11 protein-coding genes and 5 pseudogenes are annotated in these 17,282 nt (G+C 65.6%); 7 read left to right on the top strand and 9 right to left on the bottom strand.

What is annotated here, in order from left to right:
• The first annotated feature begins 1 nt into the window (after nucleotide 1).
• From MSM1_RS03790 to MSM1_RS03800, 3 genes are read left to right on the top strand one after another with little or no spacing between them, the layout of a single operon-like run.
• Nucleotides 2-631 carry an IS607 family transposase gene (locus tag MSM1_RS03790; RefSeq protein ID WP_213440232.1) on the top strand — a complete coding sequence of 210 codons (630 nt, stop codon included), beginning with the start codon at nucleotides 2-4 and terminating at the stop codon, nucleotides 629-631.
• On the top strand, nucleotides 628-1,017 hold the full coding sequence (locus MSM1_RS03795) for a hypothetical protein (RefSeq protein ID WP_213440233.1): 390 nt from the start codon (nucleotides 628-630) through the stop codon (nucleotides 1,015-1,017). Before MSM1_RS03790 ends, MSM1_RS03795 begins: the two co-directional genes overlap by 4 nt.
• Complete coding sequence (locus MSM1_RS03800; RefSeq protein WP_213440234.1) at nucleotides 972-2,333, top strand: hypothetical protein; 1,362 nt, start codon at nucleotides 972-974, stop codon at nucleotides 2,331-2,333. The genes MSM1_RS03795 and MSM1_RS03800 overlap by 46 nt, the downstream gene beginning before the upstream one ends.
• 45 nt (nucleotides 2,334-2,378) lie before the next feature.
• Here MSM1_RS03800 and MSM1_RS03805 read toward each other — a convergent pair whose 3' ends face one another.
• Together MSM1_RS03805 and MSM1_RS21505 are read right to left on the bottom strand one after the other, a co-directional pair.
• Nucleotides 2,379-3,428 (bottom strand): CaiB/BaiF CoA-transferase family protein, encoded by a 1,050-nt coding sequence (locus tag MSM1_RS03805; RefSeq protein ID WP_213440235.1) that lies wholly within the window; start codon nucleotides 3,426-3,428, stop codon nucleotides 2,379-2,381.
• Between the two features lie 146 nt (nucleotides 3,429-3,574).
• Nucleotides 3,575-3,661 (bottom strand): annotated as a pseudogene (locus MSM1_RS21505) (methylmalonyl-CoA mutase); the annotation flags it as partial.
• A gap of 40 nt (nucleotides 3,662-3,701) precedes the next feature.
• Here MSM1_RS21505 and MSM1_RS03810 point away from each other — a divergent pair.
• Nucleotides 3,702-5,249 carry an amidase gene (locus tag MSM1_RS03810; protein WP_213440236.1) on the top strand — a complete coding sequence of 516 codons (1,548 nt, stop codon included), beginning with the start codon at nucleotides 3,702-3,704 and terminating at the stop codon, nucleotides 5,247-5,249.
• A 288-nt stretch (nucleotides 5,250-5,537) separates the two neighbouring features.
• Here MSM1_RS03810 and MSM1_RS03815 read toward each other — a convergent pair whose 3' ends face one another.
• Entirely contained in the window at nucleotides 5,538-6,221 is a 684-nt protein-coding gene (locus MSM1_RS03815; protein WP_213441373.1) for a M15 family metallopeptidase, read from the bottom strand.
• A gap of 588 nt (nucleotides 6,222-6,809) precedes the next feature.
• Entirely contained in the window at nucleotides 6,810-8,132 is a 1,323-nt protein-coding gene (locus MSM1_RS03820) for an ISL3 family transposase (protein WP_213440237.1), read from the bottom strand.
• Nucleotides 8,133-8,466: 334 nt separating this feature from the next.
• On the opposite strand from MSM1_RS03820, the gene MSM1_RS03825 reads away from it, so the two are divergent.
• The gene (locus MSM1_RS03825) at nucleotides 8,467-8,880 is read left to right on the top strand and encodes a hypothetical protein (RefSeq protein ID WP_213440239.1); all 414 of its coding nucleotides are present in this window, start codon (nucleotides 8,467-8,469) and stop codon (nucleotides 8,878-8,880) included.
• A 31-nt stretch (nucleotides 8,881-8,911) separates the two neighbouring features.
• Here MSM1_RS03825 and MSM1_RS03830 read toward each other — a convergent pair whose 3' ends face one another.
• From MSM1_RS03830 to MSM1_RS03845, 4 genes and pseudogenes are all read right to left on the bottom strand, one after another.
• Nucleotides 8,912-9,250 (bottom strand): hypothetical protein, encoded by a 339-nt coding sequence (locus tag MSM1_RS03830; protein ID WP_374101653.1) that lies wholly within the window; start codon nucleotides 9,248-9,250, stop codon nucleotides 8,912-8,914.
• A gap of 464 nt (nucleotides 9,251-9,714) precedes the next feature.
• The gene (locus tag MSM1_RS03835; RefSeq protein WP_236054736.1) at nucleotides 9,715-11,598 is read right to left on the bottom strand and encodes a hypothetical protein; all 1,884 of its coding nucleotides are present in this window, start codon (nucleotides 11,596-11,598) and stop codon (nucleotides 9,715-9,717) included.
• A 349-nt stretch (nucleotides 11,599-11,947) separates the two neighbouring features.
• Nucleotides 11,948-12,830: pseudogene (locus MSM1_RS03840) on the bottom strand (nucleotidyl transferase AbiEii/AbiGii toxin family protein).
• Nucleotides 12,827-13,450, bottom strand: coding sequence for a type IV toxin-antitoxin system AbiEi family antitoxin domain-containing protein (locus MSM1_RS03845; protein WP_213441375.1), 624 nt, complete (start codon nucleotides 13,448-13,450; stop codon nucleotides 12,827-12,829). Before MSM1_RS03845 ends, MSM1_RS03840 begins: the two are co-directional and overlap by 4 nt.
• A 285-nt stretch (nucleotides 13,451-13,735) precedes the next feature.
• Between MSM1_RS03845 and MSM1_RS03850 the strand changes: the two are divergent.
• Nucleotides 13,736-13,897, top strand: a pseudogene (locus MSM1_RS03850) (serine protease); the annotation flags it as partial.
• A gap of 126 nt (nucleotides 13,898-14,023) precedes the next feature.
• A pseudogene (locus tag MSM1_RS03855) lies at nucleotides 14,024-15,103 on the top strand (IS110 family transposase).
• Between the two features lie 635 nt (nucleotides 15,104-15,738).
• Here MSM1_RS03855 and MSM1_RS03860 read toward each other — a convergent pair.
• Nucleotides 15,739-17,179 (bottom strand): annotated as a pseudogene (locus MSM1_RS03860) (IS1380 family transposase).
• Between the last annotated feature and the right edge of the window lie 103 nt (nucleotides 17,180-17,282).

The following is a 17,282-nucleotide window of genomic DNA, read 5'->3' on the forward strand; positions in this document are numbered from 1 at the left end:
CATGGCTCATCGTGGCCCTGATGATTATGTGTCGGCGACCGCGGCGGCCTACCGGTTGGGGGTGTCGACGCGTACGTTGCGCCGCTACACCCAACAGGGCCGGTTGCCCGATGCCCGCAGTGCTGGTGGGCGACGGATCTTCCGGGTCGGCGACCTCGATGCGCTCACGCGTAAACCTCGAACAGGCACGGCTGTTGGGTACGCGCGGGTGTCGTCGCGACGGCAGCAGGCCGAAGGTGGCCTTGATCGGCAGGTCGCGCGGCTACTGGAACATGGCATCGATTTGATCGTGTTTGCCGATGTCGCGTCCGGGTTGGCGGACCGCCGGGCGGGGCTGGGTAAAGCGTTGAGTGAGTGCATGAAACCTGGTGTGGATCGGCTGGTGGTGGAGCATCCTGATCGGTTGGCGCGGTTCGGGGTCGGGGTGATCGAACACTTGTTGGCCGGCTATGGGGTGTCGGTGGTCTACATCGGCCGGCCTGAGAATGAGTCGGCTGAATCAGAGCTGGCGCGCGACATGCTGGCTATCGTGACCAGCTTCGCCGGCCGACTGTACGGGCAGCGCTCAGCGAAGACGAAGCGGCTACGGGCCGCGGTGTCAGCTGAAACCGAATCCGGTGATGCGGCATGACCGATCGTGAGTTGCGCGCGTGGCGCGGGGTGAAGCCGGTCGCTGCACCGGTGGGCGTGGCGATCAGCACCCGGGTGCGCACGACATCGCAGGACGATCAGGTGTTAGAGCGTGTTGCTGAGCATTTGGGCCGGTTGCGGCGCGCTGATCTGGCTGTGGTGTCTCGGCCCGGTCCGGTCGACGCGGCGCTGAACGCCGATGAGCGGCGACAGGTGCGTCGGGATCGGTTGAATACCCGCAAGAAAGGGTTGACGGCGCTTCGTCGGCGCGGTGGGCTAATGCGATCATCGCCGCCAATGATGATCGGGTCCGCCTGGCCCGTGATGCCCAGTACCGTCATGTGGCGGGGTTACGGGCGGCGATCGCCACCATCGAGGCGCGTCTAGCGGCGCCGACCGCGGACATGCTGTCCGCCGCTGAGCGTAAGGCCCGCCCAAAAGCCAAGGCCGCCAGAGGGTATGCCAACCAAGCGGAACGTTTCCAGAAGCAACGTCGGCTGCAGCATCTACGGGGCGAGCTGGCCCGGGCGCAACGGGATCAGGCCGCCGGTGTGGTGCATGTGTTGGAGGGCGGTAAACGCCTGGCTGCGACGCGCCATCACCTCGACAAGGCCGGTCTGACCGAAGCGCAGTGGCGCCGGCGGTGGCAGGCATCCCGGTGGCGAATCAGGGCGAACGGCTCGCCCGATGAACCGTTCGGGAATCTCACGATCACAGTGACCCCGGCCGGGCAGGTCAGTATTCGGTTGCCGAAACCGTTGGAACACTTCGCGAACGCCCCACGAGGCCGTTACGTCCTCTCCGGCAGTGCGGTGTTCGCGCACCGCGGCGGTGAATGGGTCCAGCGGATCATCGGCGCTAACTCGGTGTCCTACGCGATCAGCCGCAAACCCGGCAGGGCTGGGGTGTATCTAACCGCGGCGTGGGCGATCCCGTCTGTGCCGTACTGGGTAGGCCGCGACAATTGCGCAGTCGGCGACGGCGTCTACGCCATCGGGTCGGTGGTGGGAGTGGATCTCAACGATGGGCACCTGGCGGTGCGCCGGCTGGACGCCCACGGCAACCCCGTGGGTGCGCCCAGGCGGATCGACATCGACCTCACCGGGTCGGCGTCGCGGCGTGACGCCCAGGTCCGCCACGCCATCACCGCGCTGATCAAGTACACGCGCCGCCGCGGTGTTGCGACGATCGCGGTGGAGGACCTCGACTTCGCCGACGCCAGGATGAGCGGGCGGGAAACTATGGGCCGCGGCGCACGCGGGAAACGGTTCCGCCGCACCGTGATATCACGCATCCCGACCGCGGTCTTCCGTACCCGGCTGACCGGTATGGCCGCGGTCGCCGGCATCCAACTGCTGGCAGTCAATCCCGCTTACAGCAGCATTTGGGGCGCCCAACACTGGCAGCGCCCCTACCCCAACGTCACCCGACACCAGGCAGCAGCCACCGTGATCGGGCGTCGCGCCCAAGGCTTTTCAGCCCGGCGGCGGGAAGGTGTGACACCACAGCGACCAGAGGATCATGTGGTGAGAGCTACCAACCAGGCCGGGCCCGACAGCCGACAGGTGACCACCGGTAGCCGCCACCGACCAAGGACGCGAGGAACCGAATCTCGCCCACCTTGCCGGAACGTACGCGGTGATCCGGACCGGGCAACCGTTACCCCGGCACAGTTGGCCAACAACGGCCAACTACGTTTGTAACGGTTCGGGAGACATCGCGTAACGCCCGTTTGAGCCGGCAACGACTCATTGCTCGCCCGGATCCTCGGCGCTCTCGTTCAGCTTCGGCGGTCGACGGTAATCGCACCGATAACCGGCGACCCGGATCGGATTGCCGACGAGGCGGAAATCACCTGCCGTGACAACCACCTCCGGGGTCGCGGTCAGCGCTTCGGGCAGCGTTCGAACGGCCGCTGCGGGCACCCCCAGCGGACGAAGCCGCTGTTCCCAGCCGGCCGCGGTGTCGTTCGCGAGCGCGGATGTGACCGCTGCAAGCACCTGCTCGCGGTGCGCAACCCGCTCGGCCATCGTCTCGAAGCCACCGATGCCTGCCTCGGCGGCAAAGGACTTCCAGAACCCGTCGTGGGTGATGAACAGCGCCAGATAGCCGTCAGCCGTCGGGAATAGCTGCGCCGGAACGTAATACGAGTGGGCCCCGAAGGGCCGGCGCCGCGGTTCGATGCCGTCGTTGAGGTAGGCGGATGCGTGATAGTTGAGCTGCGAGAACATCACGTCGCGCAGCGACACGTCCACCTGACCACCGCGTCCCGAAACGATCTGCGCCAATAACCCAAGCGCCGCACTAATTCCGGTCGAGTTATCCACCGAGGAGTAGCCGGGCAGCGTCGGCGGGCCGCCGGGCTCGCCGGTGAGGGCCGCCACCCCCGTGGCCGCCTGAATGATGTAGTCGAAGGCCGGGTCATCCCCGCCATCCAGCCCGTAACCGGTGATGGCGACACAAACTATTCGCTCGTTGAACCGCCGCAGCGAATCGTAGGTCAGTCCCAGCCGGCGGATCGCCGATGGTTTCAGGTTCACCAGCAGCGCATGGGATTCCGCAACAAGATCACCCAGCCTCGTCTGGCCCTCCAGCGAGTTTAGATCAAGGCAGACACTGCCCTTGTTGCGATTGAGGCTGGCGAAGTAGCTGTCTGAAACCTGTCTCGAGATCTCCCCGCCGGGTGGCTCGAGTTTGATGACCTCCGCCCCGAGGTCGGCCAGCAGCATGGTGGCGTACGGCCCCGCCAGCATGGTGCCGACCTCGAGGATCCGTATCCCCGTCAGCGGCCCGGTCATCGCACTTCGGCACCGGTCGCGGCGATTCCCACCAGGCCGCCGCGCTCTGCCCCGGCCAGCACTTCCAGACGCACGGTTCCTCCAGGGTCGGTTCGAGGGTGCCGGTGGGCCTGGGATCTCACGCGGAAGGACACCTGGTGGTGTCTCGTGGGAGACACCGCGGCAGCACCGGCAGCCGGCAGCTTGGGATTGCCGGCCTGGGGTATTGTCCCACCGACGAGAACGGCGATGTCGGGGCATCACCGGCCCGCCGCGACGATGACGGAGGTCGGCATGGCGATTTCGAAGCCGTCAAGAGCGGATATCGACTCTGCGGCCCGGCATTTCGGCTTTCACCTCGACGCCGATGCCCAGCGGGACTATCTCGGGGCTGTCGAGGCCATGTTGGCCTCCTACGACGCGCTCGACGCACTCTACGACGAGGTTGCGCGTCCGCGGGTCCCCGAACGGGCCTACCGATTCCCGCCGCCCGCAGCCAACCCGCTGGGCGCCTGGTATGTCACCACCGAGATCACGTCCGGCGCCCAAGGGCCGCTGTCCGGCAGGGCGGTGGCGGTCAAGGACAACGTCGCCGTGGCGGGCGTTCCCATGATGAACGGATCGCGTGCCCTGGAGGGTTTCCTCCCGAGCCGTGATGCCACCGTCGTGCAGCGGTTGCTCGACGCGGGCGCGATCGTCGCCGGCAAGAGCGTCTGCGAGGATCTGTGCTGCTCGGGTTCCAGCTTCACCTCGGCGTGCGGTCCGGTGCATAACCCGTGGGACCTGACCCGTGAAGCGGGTGGATCGTCCAGCGGCAGTGCGGCGCTCGTCGCCGCCGGTGAGGTGGCGCTGGCGCTCGGCGGCGATCAAGGGGGGTCGGTGCGCATCCCGGCGTCGCTGTGTGGCGTCGTCGGGCACAAGCCGACTTACGGCCTGGTGCCCTACACCGGGGCTTTCCCCATCGAGCGAACGCTCGATCACCTCGGTCCTATAACACGCACCGTCGGCGACGCGGCGCTCATGCTCACGGTGCTGGCTGGAACCGACGGGCAGGATCCACGCCAGCCGAAGGACGTACCGGTGATCGACTACCGGGCCGCGCTCACCGGCGATGTCTCCGGCCTGCGGGTGGGTGTCCTCAGGGAGGGCTTCGGGCAGCCGGGCTCGCGACCCGAGGTCGACGAGCTGGTGCGGTCAGCGGCGCAGCGGTTCACCGAGATTGGTTGCACCGTAGGTGAAATCAGCGTGCCCTGGCACCGGAAGGCGGTTCATCTTTTCACCGTCATCTTCACCGACGGGGCCTGCTATCAGATGCTTGACGGCAACGGTTACGGACTCGGGGTAGAGGGACTTTACGACCCAGAGCTGATGGCGTACTTCGCAACCCAGCGGGTCGTCCTGGCGGATCAGTTCTCCAGCACCATCAAGGCAACGGCGTTGTGTGGCCATTACAGCCTGAAGGCACTTGGGGGCGCCAGCTATGCCAAGGCGCGCAATCTGCTGCCGCATGTGCGTGCCGCCTATGACGACGCGTTAAAGCAGTATGACGTGCTGGTAATGCCCACGGTTCCTGGCACAGCGGATACCCTTCCGGCCGGCGGCCCGCAGGATGTCAGCGTGCTCGCCAACGCACACAACAAGGCGATCAACACCGCGCCCATGGACATCACCGGTCATCCCGCGATCTCGGTGCCGGCGGGCCTTCTGGACGGATTGCCCGTCGGAATGATGATCATGGGCAAACGATTTGACGACGTCACCGTGCTGCGGGCCGCCCATGCCTTCGAGAAGCTGTGCGGGGGTTTCCCGGCGGCCCCGGGAACACCGGCATCTATGCCCTAGCCAATGCCTGTCAGCCGATGCCTGTTAGCCGATTCCTGCGGGAATTCTCGCCGACGCGTCGCCGCTGTGCGGCCCACCGCACACGCACCCATGAGGCCGCGCCCGGTGCCGCCTCGAATCGGCAGGCGTACCGCGGTCGGGCACACCGGCGGCGTCGGTGGCGATGTCGGGGCCGGGTGGGCCGCGATCATGCGGTCGGGGAAACTGGGAAACTCGGGGGGCGTCGTCCTTTGAGTTGATCGGCTGGGGCGGGCCCGGGCGCGTCACCGTGATGCAGTCGACGACCACTTAGTCGACGGGCACGTCGAGAATCGGGCGCTCGACGGCGGCTCCGGGGCCGTCGAAATGCCACCACTCCCCCGAGTACCCGGTTAACCCACCGACACCCATGGCGTCGCGCAGCAGGGCCCGGTTTGCCTGAGCATCCGCGCTCACACCGTCGGTGGCGAAAGCCAAAGCGCGGGGTGAAAAGTCGTCGAAGTCGGTTCCCATGTCCAGGAGGCAGCGCGCACCGGCCTGCTCAACGGGGCACCGTGCACGGGCTACCGTCACGTCAACCGAGCGACCGGCCTCGTGGCTGCGCGCAAACGGACCCGGGCGCGCCACCCAGGCAGGGTTCGGCACGGCCTGAAACATCCTGACCTGAACGTCATGGGGTCGGTAACAGTCCCAGAAAACCAACACGTCGCCGCGCTGGCGAAGCGCCGTCGCGGCGGCAACCAACCCCGGCGCCATGGATTCATGCACAAGGCACCGCGCGTTGCCGGGATAAAGCTGCGTGCCGACGACGTTGTGCGGCGTCGCATAGCGCAGGGCAATGATCGCATCCGCAACAACGCTTCGGACGTCGACAAATCCCGCCGCCTGCGCCTGCGGGCCGAGCGGCGGCACGTCGGCATCGGCGCGTGCACTGCGGCCGGTGCCCGCCGTCGCGACGACGAGCGCGGCCAGCAACACCCGAAGAAGCCGCATCTCCGTATTGTCGCCGGTGCCCGAGCCGGTGCAAAACCCGAATTGGATGTGGGTCCGCCGTGGGTACGCAGTCTCCACGGTTTCAGGGGATTGTCACAGCCCCTCTTGCGGGACTCGCGGTGCGCATCGCCGATGCTGCGGCCGTCTCGGCCGGTGACTTGATTGCTCGATGCGCGGGATGAGTCGGGTCTTCGCGCGCCATCGGGACACCCACTTTCGTCAACGGCGCACTGATCGTAGCCCGGCGCTTTCACAGAGGGTCGCGCGCGGTCGTTACGGTCCCGCTATCCACGACACTTCCTGTCGCCGTGTGAGAGACAAGCGACGCAGGCGGAATTCCGCTAAGGATTTCCGGCCCTCCTGACGTATCCGTGGGTGGATGGGGCCGATTCGGGGCCGTGATCTGATGGTTGAATTCGTTTGTGCTCCCTTCCGCGATAGTTGCCTGTAGCGCTGCCCGGGTGGGAGGTGTCCATGTGGAGCCCCCGAGCGCAGCGAGGCGGAACGACATGGACACCGACGAGCGGGTAGCGCAGAATCGGCGACGTCTGAGAGGGGAAACCCGAGGGGTGCCCTGGTGGAGGGGTGTTAGCCGCGGCCGGGCAGGGTGGGGCGGTGCCCGCCGAGGGCGAGCATGGCCAGGGCGATCAGCGCGGCGGGGTTGTGGAATCCGAATGCGATGCGGGTGAGCAGGCGGATCTTGGTGTTGGTGGATTCGATCAATCCTTGGGACAGGCCGTGGTCGAGGGCGGCGTCGATGGCCTCGCGGTGGCGTTTGATGCGGCGGGCCAGCTCGACGAAGACCGGGATGCGGCAGCGCCGCGCCCAGGAGATCCACTTGTCGAGGGCGTCTTTGCCGTCCTGGCCTTTGACCGAAAACACATGCCGCAGGCCCTCTTTGAGCAGGTACGCGCGGTAGAGCCGGGTGTCGGTCTTGGCGATCCAGGCCAGCTTGGCGGTTTGGCGTTCGGTGAGGTCCTCGGGGTTTTTCCACAGCGCGTAGCGGGCGGCTTTGAGCCGCCGTGCTCGTTCATGACCCGGCCGCGGCGCGGTGTTCCTGCTGGGCCGACCACGGCCCCATTTGGCCTCGCCGCGCGCGATCGCTCGCGCGTCGTTCCAGGCCCGGCGCCGCTCGGCATCCAGCGCCTCGGTGGCCCAGGCCACCACATGAAACGGATCTGCGCAGCGGATCGCGCCCGGGCAGCGCTCGGCGACCACATCGGCAATCCACTCCGCCGCATCGGCGGACACATGGGTGATCAGCGCGCACCGCTGGGCGCCCAGAGCGTCGAAAAACCGCCGCAGCGTCTTGGTGTCGCGGCCCGGGGCGGCCCACACCAGCCGGCCGCTGTCGTGGTCAACCACCACCGTGAGGTACTTGTGGTGACGCTTATAGGAGATCTCATCGATGCCGATCCGACGCAGACCCGCAAACCGGTCGATCCTCTTCTCCGTGTCGGCCCACACCCTCGCCACGATCGCCCCTACGGTGCGCCAGGCGACCCGCATCAACTCGCACACCGCGGTTTTCGAGCACGCCACCGCCAGCCAGGCCACCGTGTCATCAAAGGCCAAAGTGTGCCCGGCATGGTGGCGCGCCCATGGCACCGCCACCACCGTAGGCCCATGGGCGGGGCAGTTCACCCGCGGCGCATCGGCCTCCAGCACCACCTGCATCGTGCCCCAATCCAGGCCCCGCCACCGGCGCCGACCCTCACCCCGGTCATACCAGGGCGCCCTGCGACCGCAGCGGCCACAACGGCGCGAAACACCACTTCGCGGCCGCACCCGCGCCACCACCAGCGTGTCGCCGTCGGCGTCTTCCTCCCCGAACTCCTCGAACTCGATGTCTTCGATCACGGTGCGCTGGTCGACACCCAGCAGCGCACGCCATAGCCTCACATTGCGCACGTCGTTGTTGGCTCCTTTGGTTCCTGACCTTTCACAAGCCAGAAACCTTAAGCCACAACGACGTGCGCCCCTTACATCAACAACCGGCCCACGGAAGCGTCAGAAGAGCCGGATTTCCCGGCATTCTTGAAGGGCGTTCCTGCAAGGTAAATTTGTCTGATGCGTACCTGCTGCGCGGAGTCGAGTGGGCCCCGGGCTTTTCATCGCGCTTTTCATTGCGAAATTCGCTGCCCGGACGATACCACTGACATGTCTTACACCGACGAGCACGAGTCAAGCGGCCACCTATGACGATTCCGGCATACTCGACCACCATCGGTTGCGGGAGCAATCGATGACAACGCCAGCGGACGATCCCATTGCACAGCAACGGTTCGCATTCAGGATGAAGCCCCAGGTCGAGCACACCAGCGATGGGTGGCGTGCATGGTACCCGGGTTCGGACTGGTCGGTGACTGCGCCGAGTGCGGAGGAAGCGCGACAGAAGTTGGTAGCCGAGGTCAATCGGCGCCGTGAAGCCGGCGAAGACCCGAAGGCCTTCCAGGAGGCCGTCTACCGTAGGCACTTGCAAGAACCCGTCCCTGGGGTTTACGCCATGGACAACGAGCTGTACCGCTATGTGGCGCGAGAAACGGGGTACGACCAGGACGCTCTGCAAGAGGTCTTCGAGGAATCCGAGCACCGCCGGGCGTTGGGTGAAAGCTTCACCAAAGCCGATTATTTGGCGTGGATGAACCGGAAAAATTGACCGCCAGTCTGGCGGTGCGTATGTACCGTGACTACGTGAGTCGCAATGGTGTGCAAGGTATTTCGGTGCTTGGTAGTGCCGGTGGTGCTGGGCTACTAGCAGGGGACCTGAACCTAGCGTTCCACCTTTCCGGGCTCGTATCGCACGGGAGGGTCCGGGACTTTCTCACCGAGAGCCACCACGGACCGATCGGCGAGCGAATCACGTGATCCTCGATCGCCTCCCAGCGCTTGGCGAGACGTTCCAGCTGCAGCGACGCTGCGGCGTGTCCGACACCGCCCTGCAAATGCACCACCTTCAGGTTGTGGTCGATCGCCTTCTGCGCCTCGACGGGGCGCGTCCGAATGCGTTTGTCATTAGTGATCACCACCCAGCCGCGCTCCCCGACAACGGGGATTCAGTCCAGATCGTCGATGCGCTCAGGAAGTAGCGCGTCCGGGGGTTCCGCGCGCCAGCGGGCGGTGTCGTGGCGGACGGCTGCCATGCCTTTGCCCATCCGAAGCAGGATCTCGTCCACGACAACCGTTGATGTTTTAGGGCACGTTAGAACGCTGATATCGGCGACCGCGAGCCTTGTTTCACACGGCGATCCCGCGGCCCGCTCACAATTGGCCGACGCCACCATCGACCTTAAGAGCGCTCTCGACAAACGTCAGGAAGCTCGAGATGAGCTACTGAAATCCGCTGGAGCCGAACCTATTACCGAGGATGATTGAGGACGGAAGCCGCCAACCCGCCGAACGATATCGCGGCAACGCGTCTAGGATGGCGATGCTTGCGTGTCCCCTGACAGCGCTACCCCAATGTCTGAGTCAAACTGTGGCGCAGTAGACCTCAGCAAGGAGGGGGGATGTTGAGGCTAATCGAGTCGTTGGCCTGCTCAAGAGATGAGTCCGTGCTTGTGGTGGAGATGAGAGATACCTGACCGTTAAGGGCGAATGTCCCACCGCGCCGGTGTTTGCGGCGGAACCGCCGCCACTTGGGCCAGACTGAGGAGTGCGCCGACATCACCGCATCGACGCATTTCACCCACCCCGGCTGCGTAAGGGCGTTCGCCAATGCTCTGATAACCTCCTCTGGCACACCCGTCGTGGGCTTGTGCGCATCCAACCCGGCTTCTTCCCGGGTGTAGAAGCCGTTGAGCGCTTCGCAGGAATATCCGATGAGGATGCGTGTGTCTTTCCTAGCCGTCGTGCTGTGCACGATGCTGAGGCGATCGCGGAGGTAGGCGCCGAGGGCATCGGCCTCGGCGACCACCAAGGCCCTCATCGAGTGCATGGCTGCCCGTGTCCGCGCGTAGTAGTGAAACGCCACAGGGTCCGCGAGGATGTCAGCGACCATCAGCAGGTCGGTGAGCGACACGACCCAGGTCGGACGGTTGACATTGCCGACCACCGCCAGGTCGGCCGAAGCCAGTGGGTCTATCCGCTCGAACGTCACGACAATTGCGGTGCCACCAGGGACGTCGCGAGGAAGAAGCTCGACCGGCGGCCCGCTCGAAGTGGGCGCAAACGACCGCCCACCTTCATCGAGAATGTAGGTAAGGGCGCGATCGGTCTGGTCGACCGCCTTGCCGAGGATCTCCTTGACCTTCGTGTCGACCCTGCGCGGCGCCCCGCGTCGACCAGATTCGGTCAGTGCGATTGCCTTGGCCTCGACGACCAGCGGCCACTCCGCGGAGACAAGGGAGTCGATCTCTCCCCGGTCTCCGGAAGCGAGCGCGTAATGCTGCGTCGAGTAGACGTTCGCGGTCCCGAACACCTTCTTCAATGCGCCGGCGACCAAGCGTTGATGCGCGTCCTGGCGGTGCTTGTAGTACTTCTGCGGGTCGAAGCCGTTGCGCTTGGGTTCCACCGTGAGGCGCTGGTGGATGACAGCCGACAACGACCACGGGTCCGGAACGAAATACGTCCCGTCGTCGAGCTTGATGCAGGGATGGGTGCGCGCCCGGTTCTGGTCTCCGAGCTCGCGGAACTCCGGTTGGCAGCCGTACTCCGTTGAGAAGAAGTCGAGCATCGCGGTGATCTGCTCAACGGCAATGCCGCTGCTGGCCGCTACTTCCTTGGGGTCCCACAGCGTTATCCCGTCGAACGCCTTCCGCATCGCTTCCCCGACCGCGGGGTTGCGCGCGCCGCTGTTCAGTGCGGCGGTCACTGCGTCGAGCGCCGACCTGAACGTCTGGTTCACTGAACGGTTGTGCCGCCGAGTGGCTCGAATCACGTCCGCGGGATCGAAGCCGAGTCCGGTTATGTAGTAGTCGCGGTGTCGTCCGAACACCTCGGCGTCGACCTGTTCGAGATGTACCGCGTAGCCGGGCATCCGGTCTGCCTGGTCCTCCAACCTCAGCTGCAGCAGCAGCTCGCGGTCCCCGTCCTTGGCGTCGGCGTTCGCGTAGGACGCGGTGATCATGCGTGCTTGGTCGGCATCGAAGATGTCGCTGATCAGTTGGCTCACGCGTTGCGTTACCTCGTGCGGGGTGGCCGCGTCGCCGGCAGGATCCACGGACAGTGCGACACCCACCAGGTACTCGACCTTGGCCGCCCACGTCGATGTGGCATCCCCATCGGCGAGGCTCTCCGCACAGCTGAACGGGGCGGTCATGGCGGGCACCACTACTGAGTTGATGAGCTGAGTGAGATCCCGACCGGCCACCAGGTTGCGGAGCTCCTCGATCAGCGCGGGCAGCCCGCCCGCCCGAGTCTGGAGCGCCTCAATCATCTCGTTGATGACTGCGTCACGTTCAGGCCCCGGCGGCAGCGACATCCGCACTAGTCCGGACCCAGAGCGTGTCGTGCAGTGGTACAAGGCATCGAGATCGAACGGCCGATTCTGCGGGAATCCACCAAGTCGGGACATGACGTGATCGTAAAGATGACATCCGACAGTTGAGCGCGGCCCGCGGCGATCGTCACCGCACTGCCAGGACGAGAAAATAGCAGTGCGAGCAGGATGTTTTCGAGCTGAAAGGATTGTTGTAGTCGCCGAATAGGCGCAAGATCGATACAGTCGAGGTCTGGTCAGTTCGGTTTCAGACATGGTCGACGGTCAGGCGACTTCTGCTGAACTGTCACAATTCCGTCGCCCTATCAATCCGCTCGATGAACCTCTGCACGGCCGCGGCGGCTTGCTCGACCGTCGGGGAAAGTTCGAGGTGGTCCAGTCCCTCCAGCGCGCCTGCGTAGATCGGCGGCCAGTGGCGGCAACGTGGCGACTCTCGGTGGCCACGTATGCTGGGCGCGCGCTTCGAATATCGCGATGCACGCGCTGCGCGTCGGCACGAGGTCGGCATCGGGCAGCAGTGCTTCGAGAAGCTGCAAGTCCACCAGGTCGTGAGCGCGGTCGTTGACCTTCGGTTCTTCGAGCACCGCAGTTACCGCGTGCAACTTCTGCGCGATTTGCCACGGAAGTGTCATACACGGCACCGCGACTGCTGCGGGCACGCCAACGAGGCCGAGCGCATCGGAGGTAAGGGTGTCGAACTGGTCGGCATTGCCGGCTTCGACGGCGGAGACCTCGATCGGAACAGTTGCGAAAGCCCGGCCTCGGTAGCTCAGCTTGGCGGTGAATCGGCGCGGCTTGATGGGCATGCCAGGTACATCGATCTCTTCGGGGGCAGTGAAGGTCGCAGCGAATCCTTCCCACCCCGTCTCACCTGCCTCAGCAAGCTGTTCATGGATCGATTCGATGTTGCGGCGCGCGACCGTGTCAAAGTCTTTGGAGGTCCGTGAATTCGGTATTCCCCTCCGCAATTCCAGCGACGATCCGCCTTTCACGAGCAGCAGCGGAGCACCGTTGTCGTCGGTGAGCATGGCTGCGAACTGTGCTACGACGATCATCGCGACGTGCCGCTGGAGGCGACCGAACACGACGCCCTGCCGTTCTGCTACTTGGGTGAGCCGATCTCGTAGTGAGCGCAGATTTGTTGGCGGCGACGAATAGGGCTTGGTCACGCCGATGCTCGCTTCGTCCGAACGCGAAATGCGCTGGTGGGCTTATCGAGTGCGGCGCGTAACTCGGCTGCTGGCCCACGGCGGAGCGCGCCCTCGGCTTCGGCCCGCTCGATCGCGGCCCGAAGCTGATAAGGATCGGTGCCCGTCTTCAGGCAGTCTTTGATGGTGCGCGCAACCGTCGTGACGGGTATGCCGTCGACCGTTGTGACTTCGGTTGCCTTGAGCTCGCGGCGGTGCAGCCGATACAGTCCGCCCCCGGCTGCGCGTGGATGGTTGTCGCGCGGGACGGTGAGATGGATGCGCGACGGGTTGACGTCCGCGAGGGCATGAAGGGCCAAGGCCGACCCATGCGAGATCACACCACGGCCCAATGTCCACGAGACAGCGGCAGCGAGATCGTCGTGCTCACCGCGGGGCAGGACTGGTACTCGGTACACACCGCGGCCGGCACGCTCAAGGCGTCCGCGCGCGGCAAGGAGCCGGAGCTGCGTCGGGTCCACGCCTATGTCTCGCGCATCGCGGGTCGTGACGTAGCCATGCTGTTCGGCCGCAACTGCGACGAGCCGATCCCAGATCGTCATGTGCGCAATCGTATCAAAAAGATACGCTTCTGCACACAGCTTGGTCCGGAGGTCAAGCTTCGACGAATGCGGGCACTGGGCTCGTCCAGATTAGGTGCGCCTAGTTCGCGCCAAGCGAACACCGCCTCAGCATCTCGAGGCACCACGGCTGCCCTTGTCGCAGATAGCGTGGATGGACCATGACAGGAGTGACGGCGGACGGCGCGGAAAATACGTCGCCGCCACGGCCCACGGTGGCCGAGCTGAAGCCCGGGACCCCTGCGTGGCGTGTGAACGTGGCGATGTGAGCCCACCAGTTTCTTTGGGCTGATCCACAACCCCGCGATGGCGGCGGCGCTCGGAAAGCCCGAACCTCCAGCCGATCCGGCTGGCGGGCCACCCAAGACCGTGCCCTTCGACCCGTGGTCGGTCGCAGATTTCTCCCGATACCTGAGCACCCTAAGCCTGCCCGCCGCGGGCGATGCGGTGACCCTCCACCGCATCCTTAGACCGTATGTGGTGACTGCTCGCGGAGTGGAGTAGTTGCTGGCCGGGGCCTCGCTCACGCAATCTCGTGGGTTACCGAGCGCGGTTCCGTGCTCGGCCTTTCCGACAGGTGTGAAGGAGGCCCCGGTGTTCTGTGAGCATACGAGTGTTGGTTTGGATGTGCACGCGTTCGGTTGTCGCGGCGGCGATCGATGGGCGAAGCGGCGAGGTGTTTCGGGCGCGGTTGACGTCGTCGCATGCGGAGGTCATCGAGTGGGTGGCCAAGCTGCCGGGTCCGTGCGCGGTGGTCTATGAAGCCGGTCCGACGGGTTTCGGGTTGGCGCGGGCGTTGTCGGCGGCGGGGTTGCGATGCGAGGTCGCGGCGTCATCCAAGCTGTTTCGCCCTGCTGGTGATCGGGTGAAAACCATGCGCGCGACGCGCTTAATTTGGCGCGGTTGTTGCGGTTGGACGAGGTTGTGCCGGTGCGGATTCCGAGTTCAGCCGAGGAGGCTGCCCGGGATCTGGTCCGCGCCCGGGAAGCCGCCCGAGCGGATTTGATGCGGGTCCGACATCGGTTGTCGAAATTGTTGCTGCGTCACGGGGTCGTCTACTACGACGGCAAGGCGTGGACCGAACGGCGCGACCGGTGGCTGCACCACCAGCGATTCGACGCCGCCCCCACACACTCGGCGTTCGAGGATGCCTACGAGGCGGTGGTGCTGGCTACGGCGCGGCGTGCCCGACTCGATGAGAAGATCACCGCGCTGGCCGCTGACAGCGAGTTCGGCCCGATGACGCGACGGCTGGCATGTCTGCGCGGCATCTCGACGTTGACTGGGTTCGCGCTGGCGGTTGAGATCGGCGACTGGGACCGCTTCACCGGCGCGAGCATCGGCGCCTATCTCGGCCTGGTTCCGAGCGAGTATTCGTCCGGGACCAGCCGGGCGCAGGGCGCGATCACCAAGACCGGTAACACCCACGTGCGGCGGCTGCTGGTTGAATCTGCCTGGCACCACCGCAGCGCCTACCGGCCTGGAGTGGCACTCAGGCGTCGCTGGGATCAGGCTTCGGCTGCGGCCCGCGCCCGTGCTCACGCCGGCAACCAGCGCTTGCATGCCCGCTGGGTTGACTTGAGCCTACGCAGGAAACGAGCGGTGGTCGCCAACGTCGCTGTCGCCCGTGAACTTGCCGGCTGGTGCTGGTCGCTGGCGGTGTTGCCCGACTGAAACCCACCAGCCCCCGAGCCGACCGTGGAGGGATCGAATCATCCAGGTCACAACGCGAGGAGCAACGCGTCCCGAGGCTATGAGCAACCGGTGGCCCCGTGCCCTTGGCCACGCTCGTCCTTAGACCCGCGCTACGCTCCCAGCCGAACACCGGTCCTGCGGTAATCAACCCGCGCATATCAGCCTCGACCACGCGTCGCGAAACGACACGCTGACCTCGACCCTCGATCCCCCCACGGCCCTCCCCAATTCCTTATTCCCCCATAGCCGCAACACAATGACGTCGTCCTACGCCGGCGTCAAGGCCAAGCCCCTCCGGGGTGGGGCCTTGACGGCCCCAGCCTTGACCTCGGCTACGGCCGACGTCCACGACAGCAGCTACGGGGGAAACAGGAAATTCCTGCCCTGCAACGAAATCAGGGCCGAATCAGCGTGTCCGCTTGACAAACGGTCCCTACATATCAGCCTCAATCCGTGGACCAGTGATTTGGTGTCGTCGGGGGCCTGGTTTTCGGCATGGTTGAGGTGGTTGGAATGGTGTGGGCAGGTGTGATCTGCTGGCCTGGACCAGCTTTCCTTGGGGTTTCTTGGGTCGGGCCTGGTAAGGGGGAGCGGATAGGGGCTGGCTGGACGGGTCAGGCGGCGCGGGGTTGGGCGGTGGGGTAGCCGGTGACGTTGTCCCACAGCGTTGTCCATTCAAACTTGCGTGGCCAGTGCGCAGGTAGGTGCAGCATCGGTTTGCGGGCGGGCGCGGCGAAGCGGGCCGGCGCGGTGACCAGGTCGCGGCGCAGGGTCGCTTCGCGCGCGACGGCGTGCTGACCGCCGGCGATGGTCCCGGCGGCGCGCAGCAGGTTGTGCGCGATGACCGCGCAGGCCAGCCAGGCGCAGTTGGCGGCGAACAGGCCCGAGGGGATGAGCTAGCGGCCCGTCGATCAGGTCGGCGAAGGTGGTCTCGATGATGGCGTGTTTGCGGTGGGTGAGGTCGGCCTGGTCGGTGGGCAGGGTGGAGTTGGTCAGAAACGGGTGATAGCGCCACACCGGGAACAGCGCGTCGGGGTAGCGGGCGTCTTTGACGCGGCGCACCACCAGCCGCGCGGTCACCCGGCCATGGCCCCGCACGGTCAAGGTGTACGGCGTTTCGGCGACCTGGGCATCGGAGATCAGCGCGCCGGTGTCGGGGTCAACGACGGCGCCTGGGTAGTGCACCGGGGTGAACGCGGCCTCGTCGATGGTTTCGGTCGCGGCGCTGACTCGGCGGTTGCGGCTGAGGGTCAGCGAGAATTCGACTTGCTCATCAAGGCAGGCCCCAATCACCTTCTTGGTGCCAAACGCCGCATCGCCGCGGGCCATGATCTTTGCGTGCGGGTCGATCACACGAGCGGTGGCGATCGCTTGTTTGAGCTGGCGGGCCGCGCCACGGCTGGAGCCGGTCTTGCCGCCGCGCAGCCACGCCTGGGCGATCACCGCCGCCGCGGTCGATGTGCACAACGTTGTCACCAGGGGCGAGAGTCCTCTGCGCAGCAGCGCGTGCCCGGCGATCTTGGCGTGGCCGAACGAGGCGCCTTGTTTGTGGTGGCCGTAGACCGGGCGCGGCAGCGAGTCGATGTCGACAAACATCCGCTCGTGGCTGCCGGGCAAAAGCGGTGTGCGGGCCGCGAGCGCGATCAAATGCTCGCGGGCTACCGCGGCGAGCTGGTTGGCGTGCCCGAAGGTGAACTCGCGCAGAAAGATCCCCAACGTGGAGGGCGCATACACCTCGTGAAACACCCGGGGTGTGCCGCCGGCGCGCAGCACGCCCGCATCATCGATGCTGTCCGCCCCGCACATCATGGCGGCGATAATCGTGGTCAGTTTGCCGGCCGGGTTGACCGCCCCGGAGGCCCCCCGGGTCGATGGCAGATCCACATGCTGATCGATCAACCGCGAAAGACCAGCCTGCTCAGCCAGTTCCAACACCGGAACCAACCCGGCCGACGACACCAGATTCTGCTCGTCAAACACCGCAGACTCGACGCTGAACGTATGCGATGAGTGCGCCGAAAATGCCTTCCGGGGACAGGACTTTAGCAATCCCATTGTCCCAGTTCAGAAGGCATTTTCGCTGTTCACACGCCGATGAAATCACCGGCCCATCCACGAATTGAGGCTAAAACTAAACTGCCAGCCGAAGGGTCACGCG

The sequence above is a fragment of the Mycobacterium sp. SM1 genome, assembly GCF_018361265.1.
Taxonomy (GTDB): Bacteria; Actinomycetota; Actinomycetes; order Mycobacteriales; family Mycobacteriaceae; genus Mycobacterium.

Coding starts and splice junctions, on each gene's coding strand:
- MSM1_RS03790 (WP_213440232.1), top strand. CDS start 2: ATGGCTCATCGTGGCCCTGATGATTATGTGTCGGCGACCGCGGCGGCC.
- MSM1_RS03795 (WP_213440233.1), top strand. CDS start 628: ATGACCGATCGTGAGTTGCGCGCGTGGCGCGGGGTGAAGCCGGTCGCT.
- MSM1_RS03805 (WP_213440235.1), bottom strand. CDS start 3,428: ATGACCGGGCCGCTGACGGGGATACGGATCCTCGAGGTCGGCACCATG.
- MSM1_RS03810 (WP_213440236.1), top strand. CDS start 3,702: ATGGCGATTTCGAAGCCGTCAAGAGCGGATATCGACTCTGCGGCCCGG.
- MSM1_RS03815 (WP_213441373.1), bottom strand. CDS start 6,221: ATGCGGCTTCTTCGGGTGTTGCTGGCCGCGCTCGTCGTCGCGACGGCG.
- MSM1_RS03825 (WP_213440239.1), top strand. CDS start 8,467: ATGACAACGCCAGCGGACGATCCCATTGCACAGCAACGGTTCGCATTC.
- MSM1_RS03835 (WP_236054736.1), bottom strand. CDS start 11,598: ATGATTGAGGCGCTCCAGACTCGGGCGGGCGGGCTGCCCGCGCTGATC.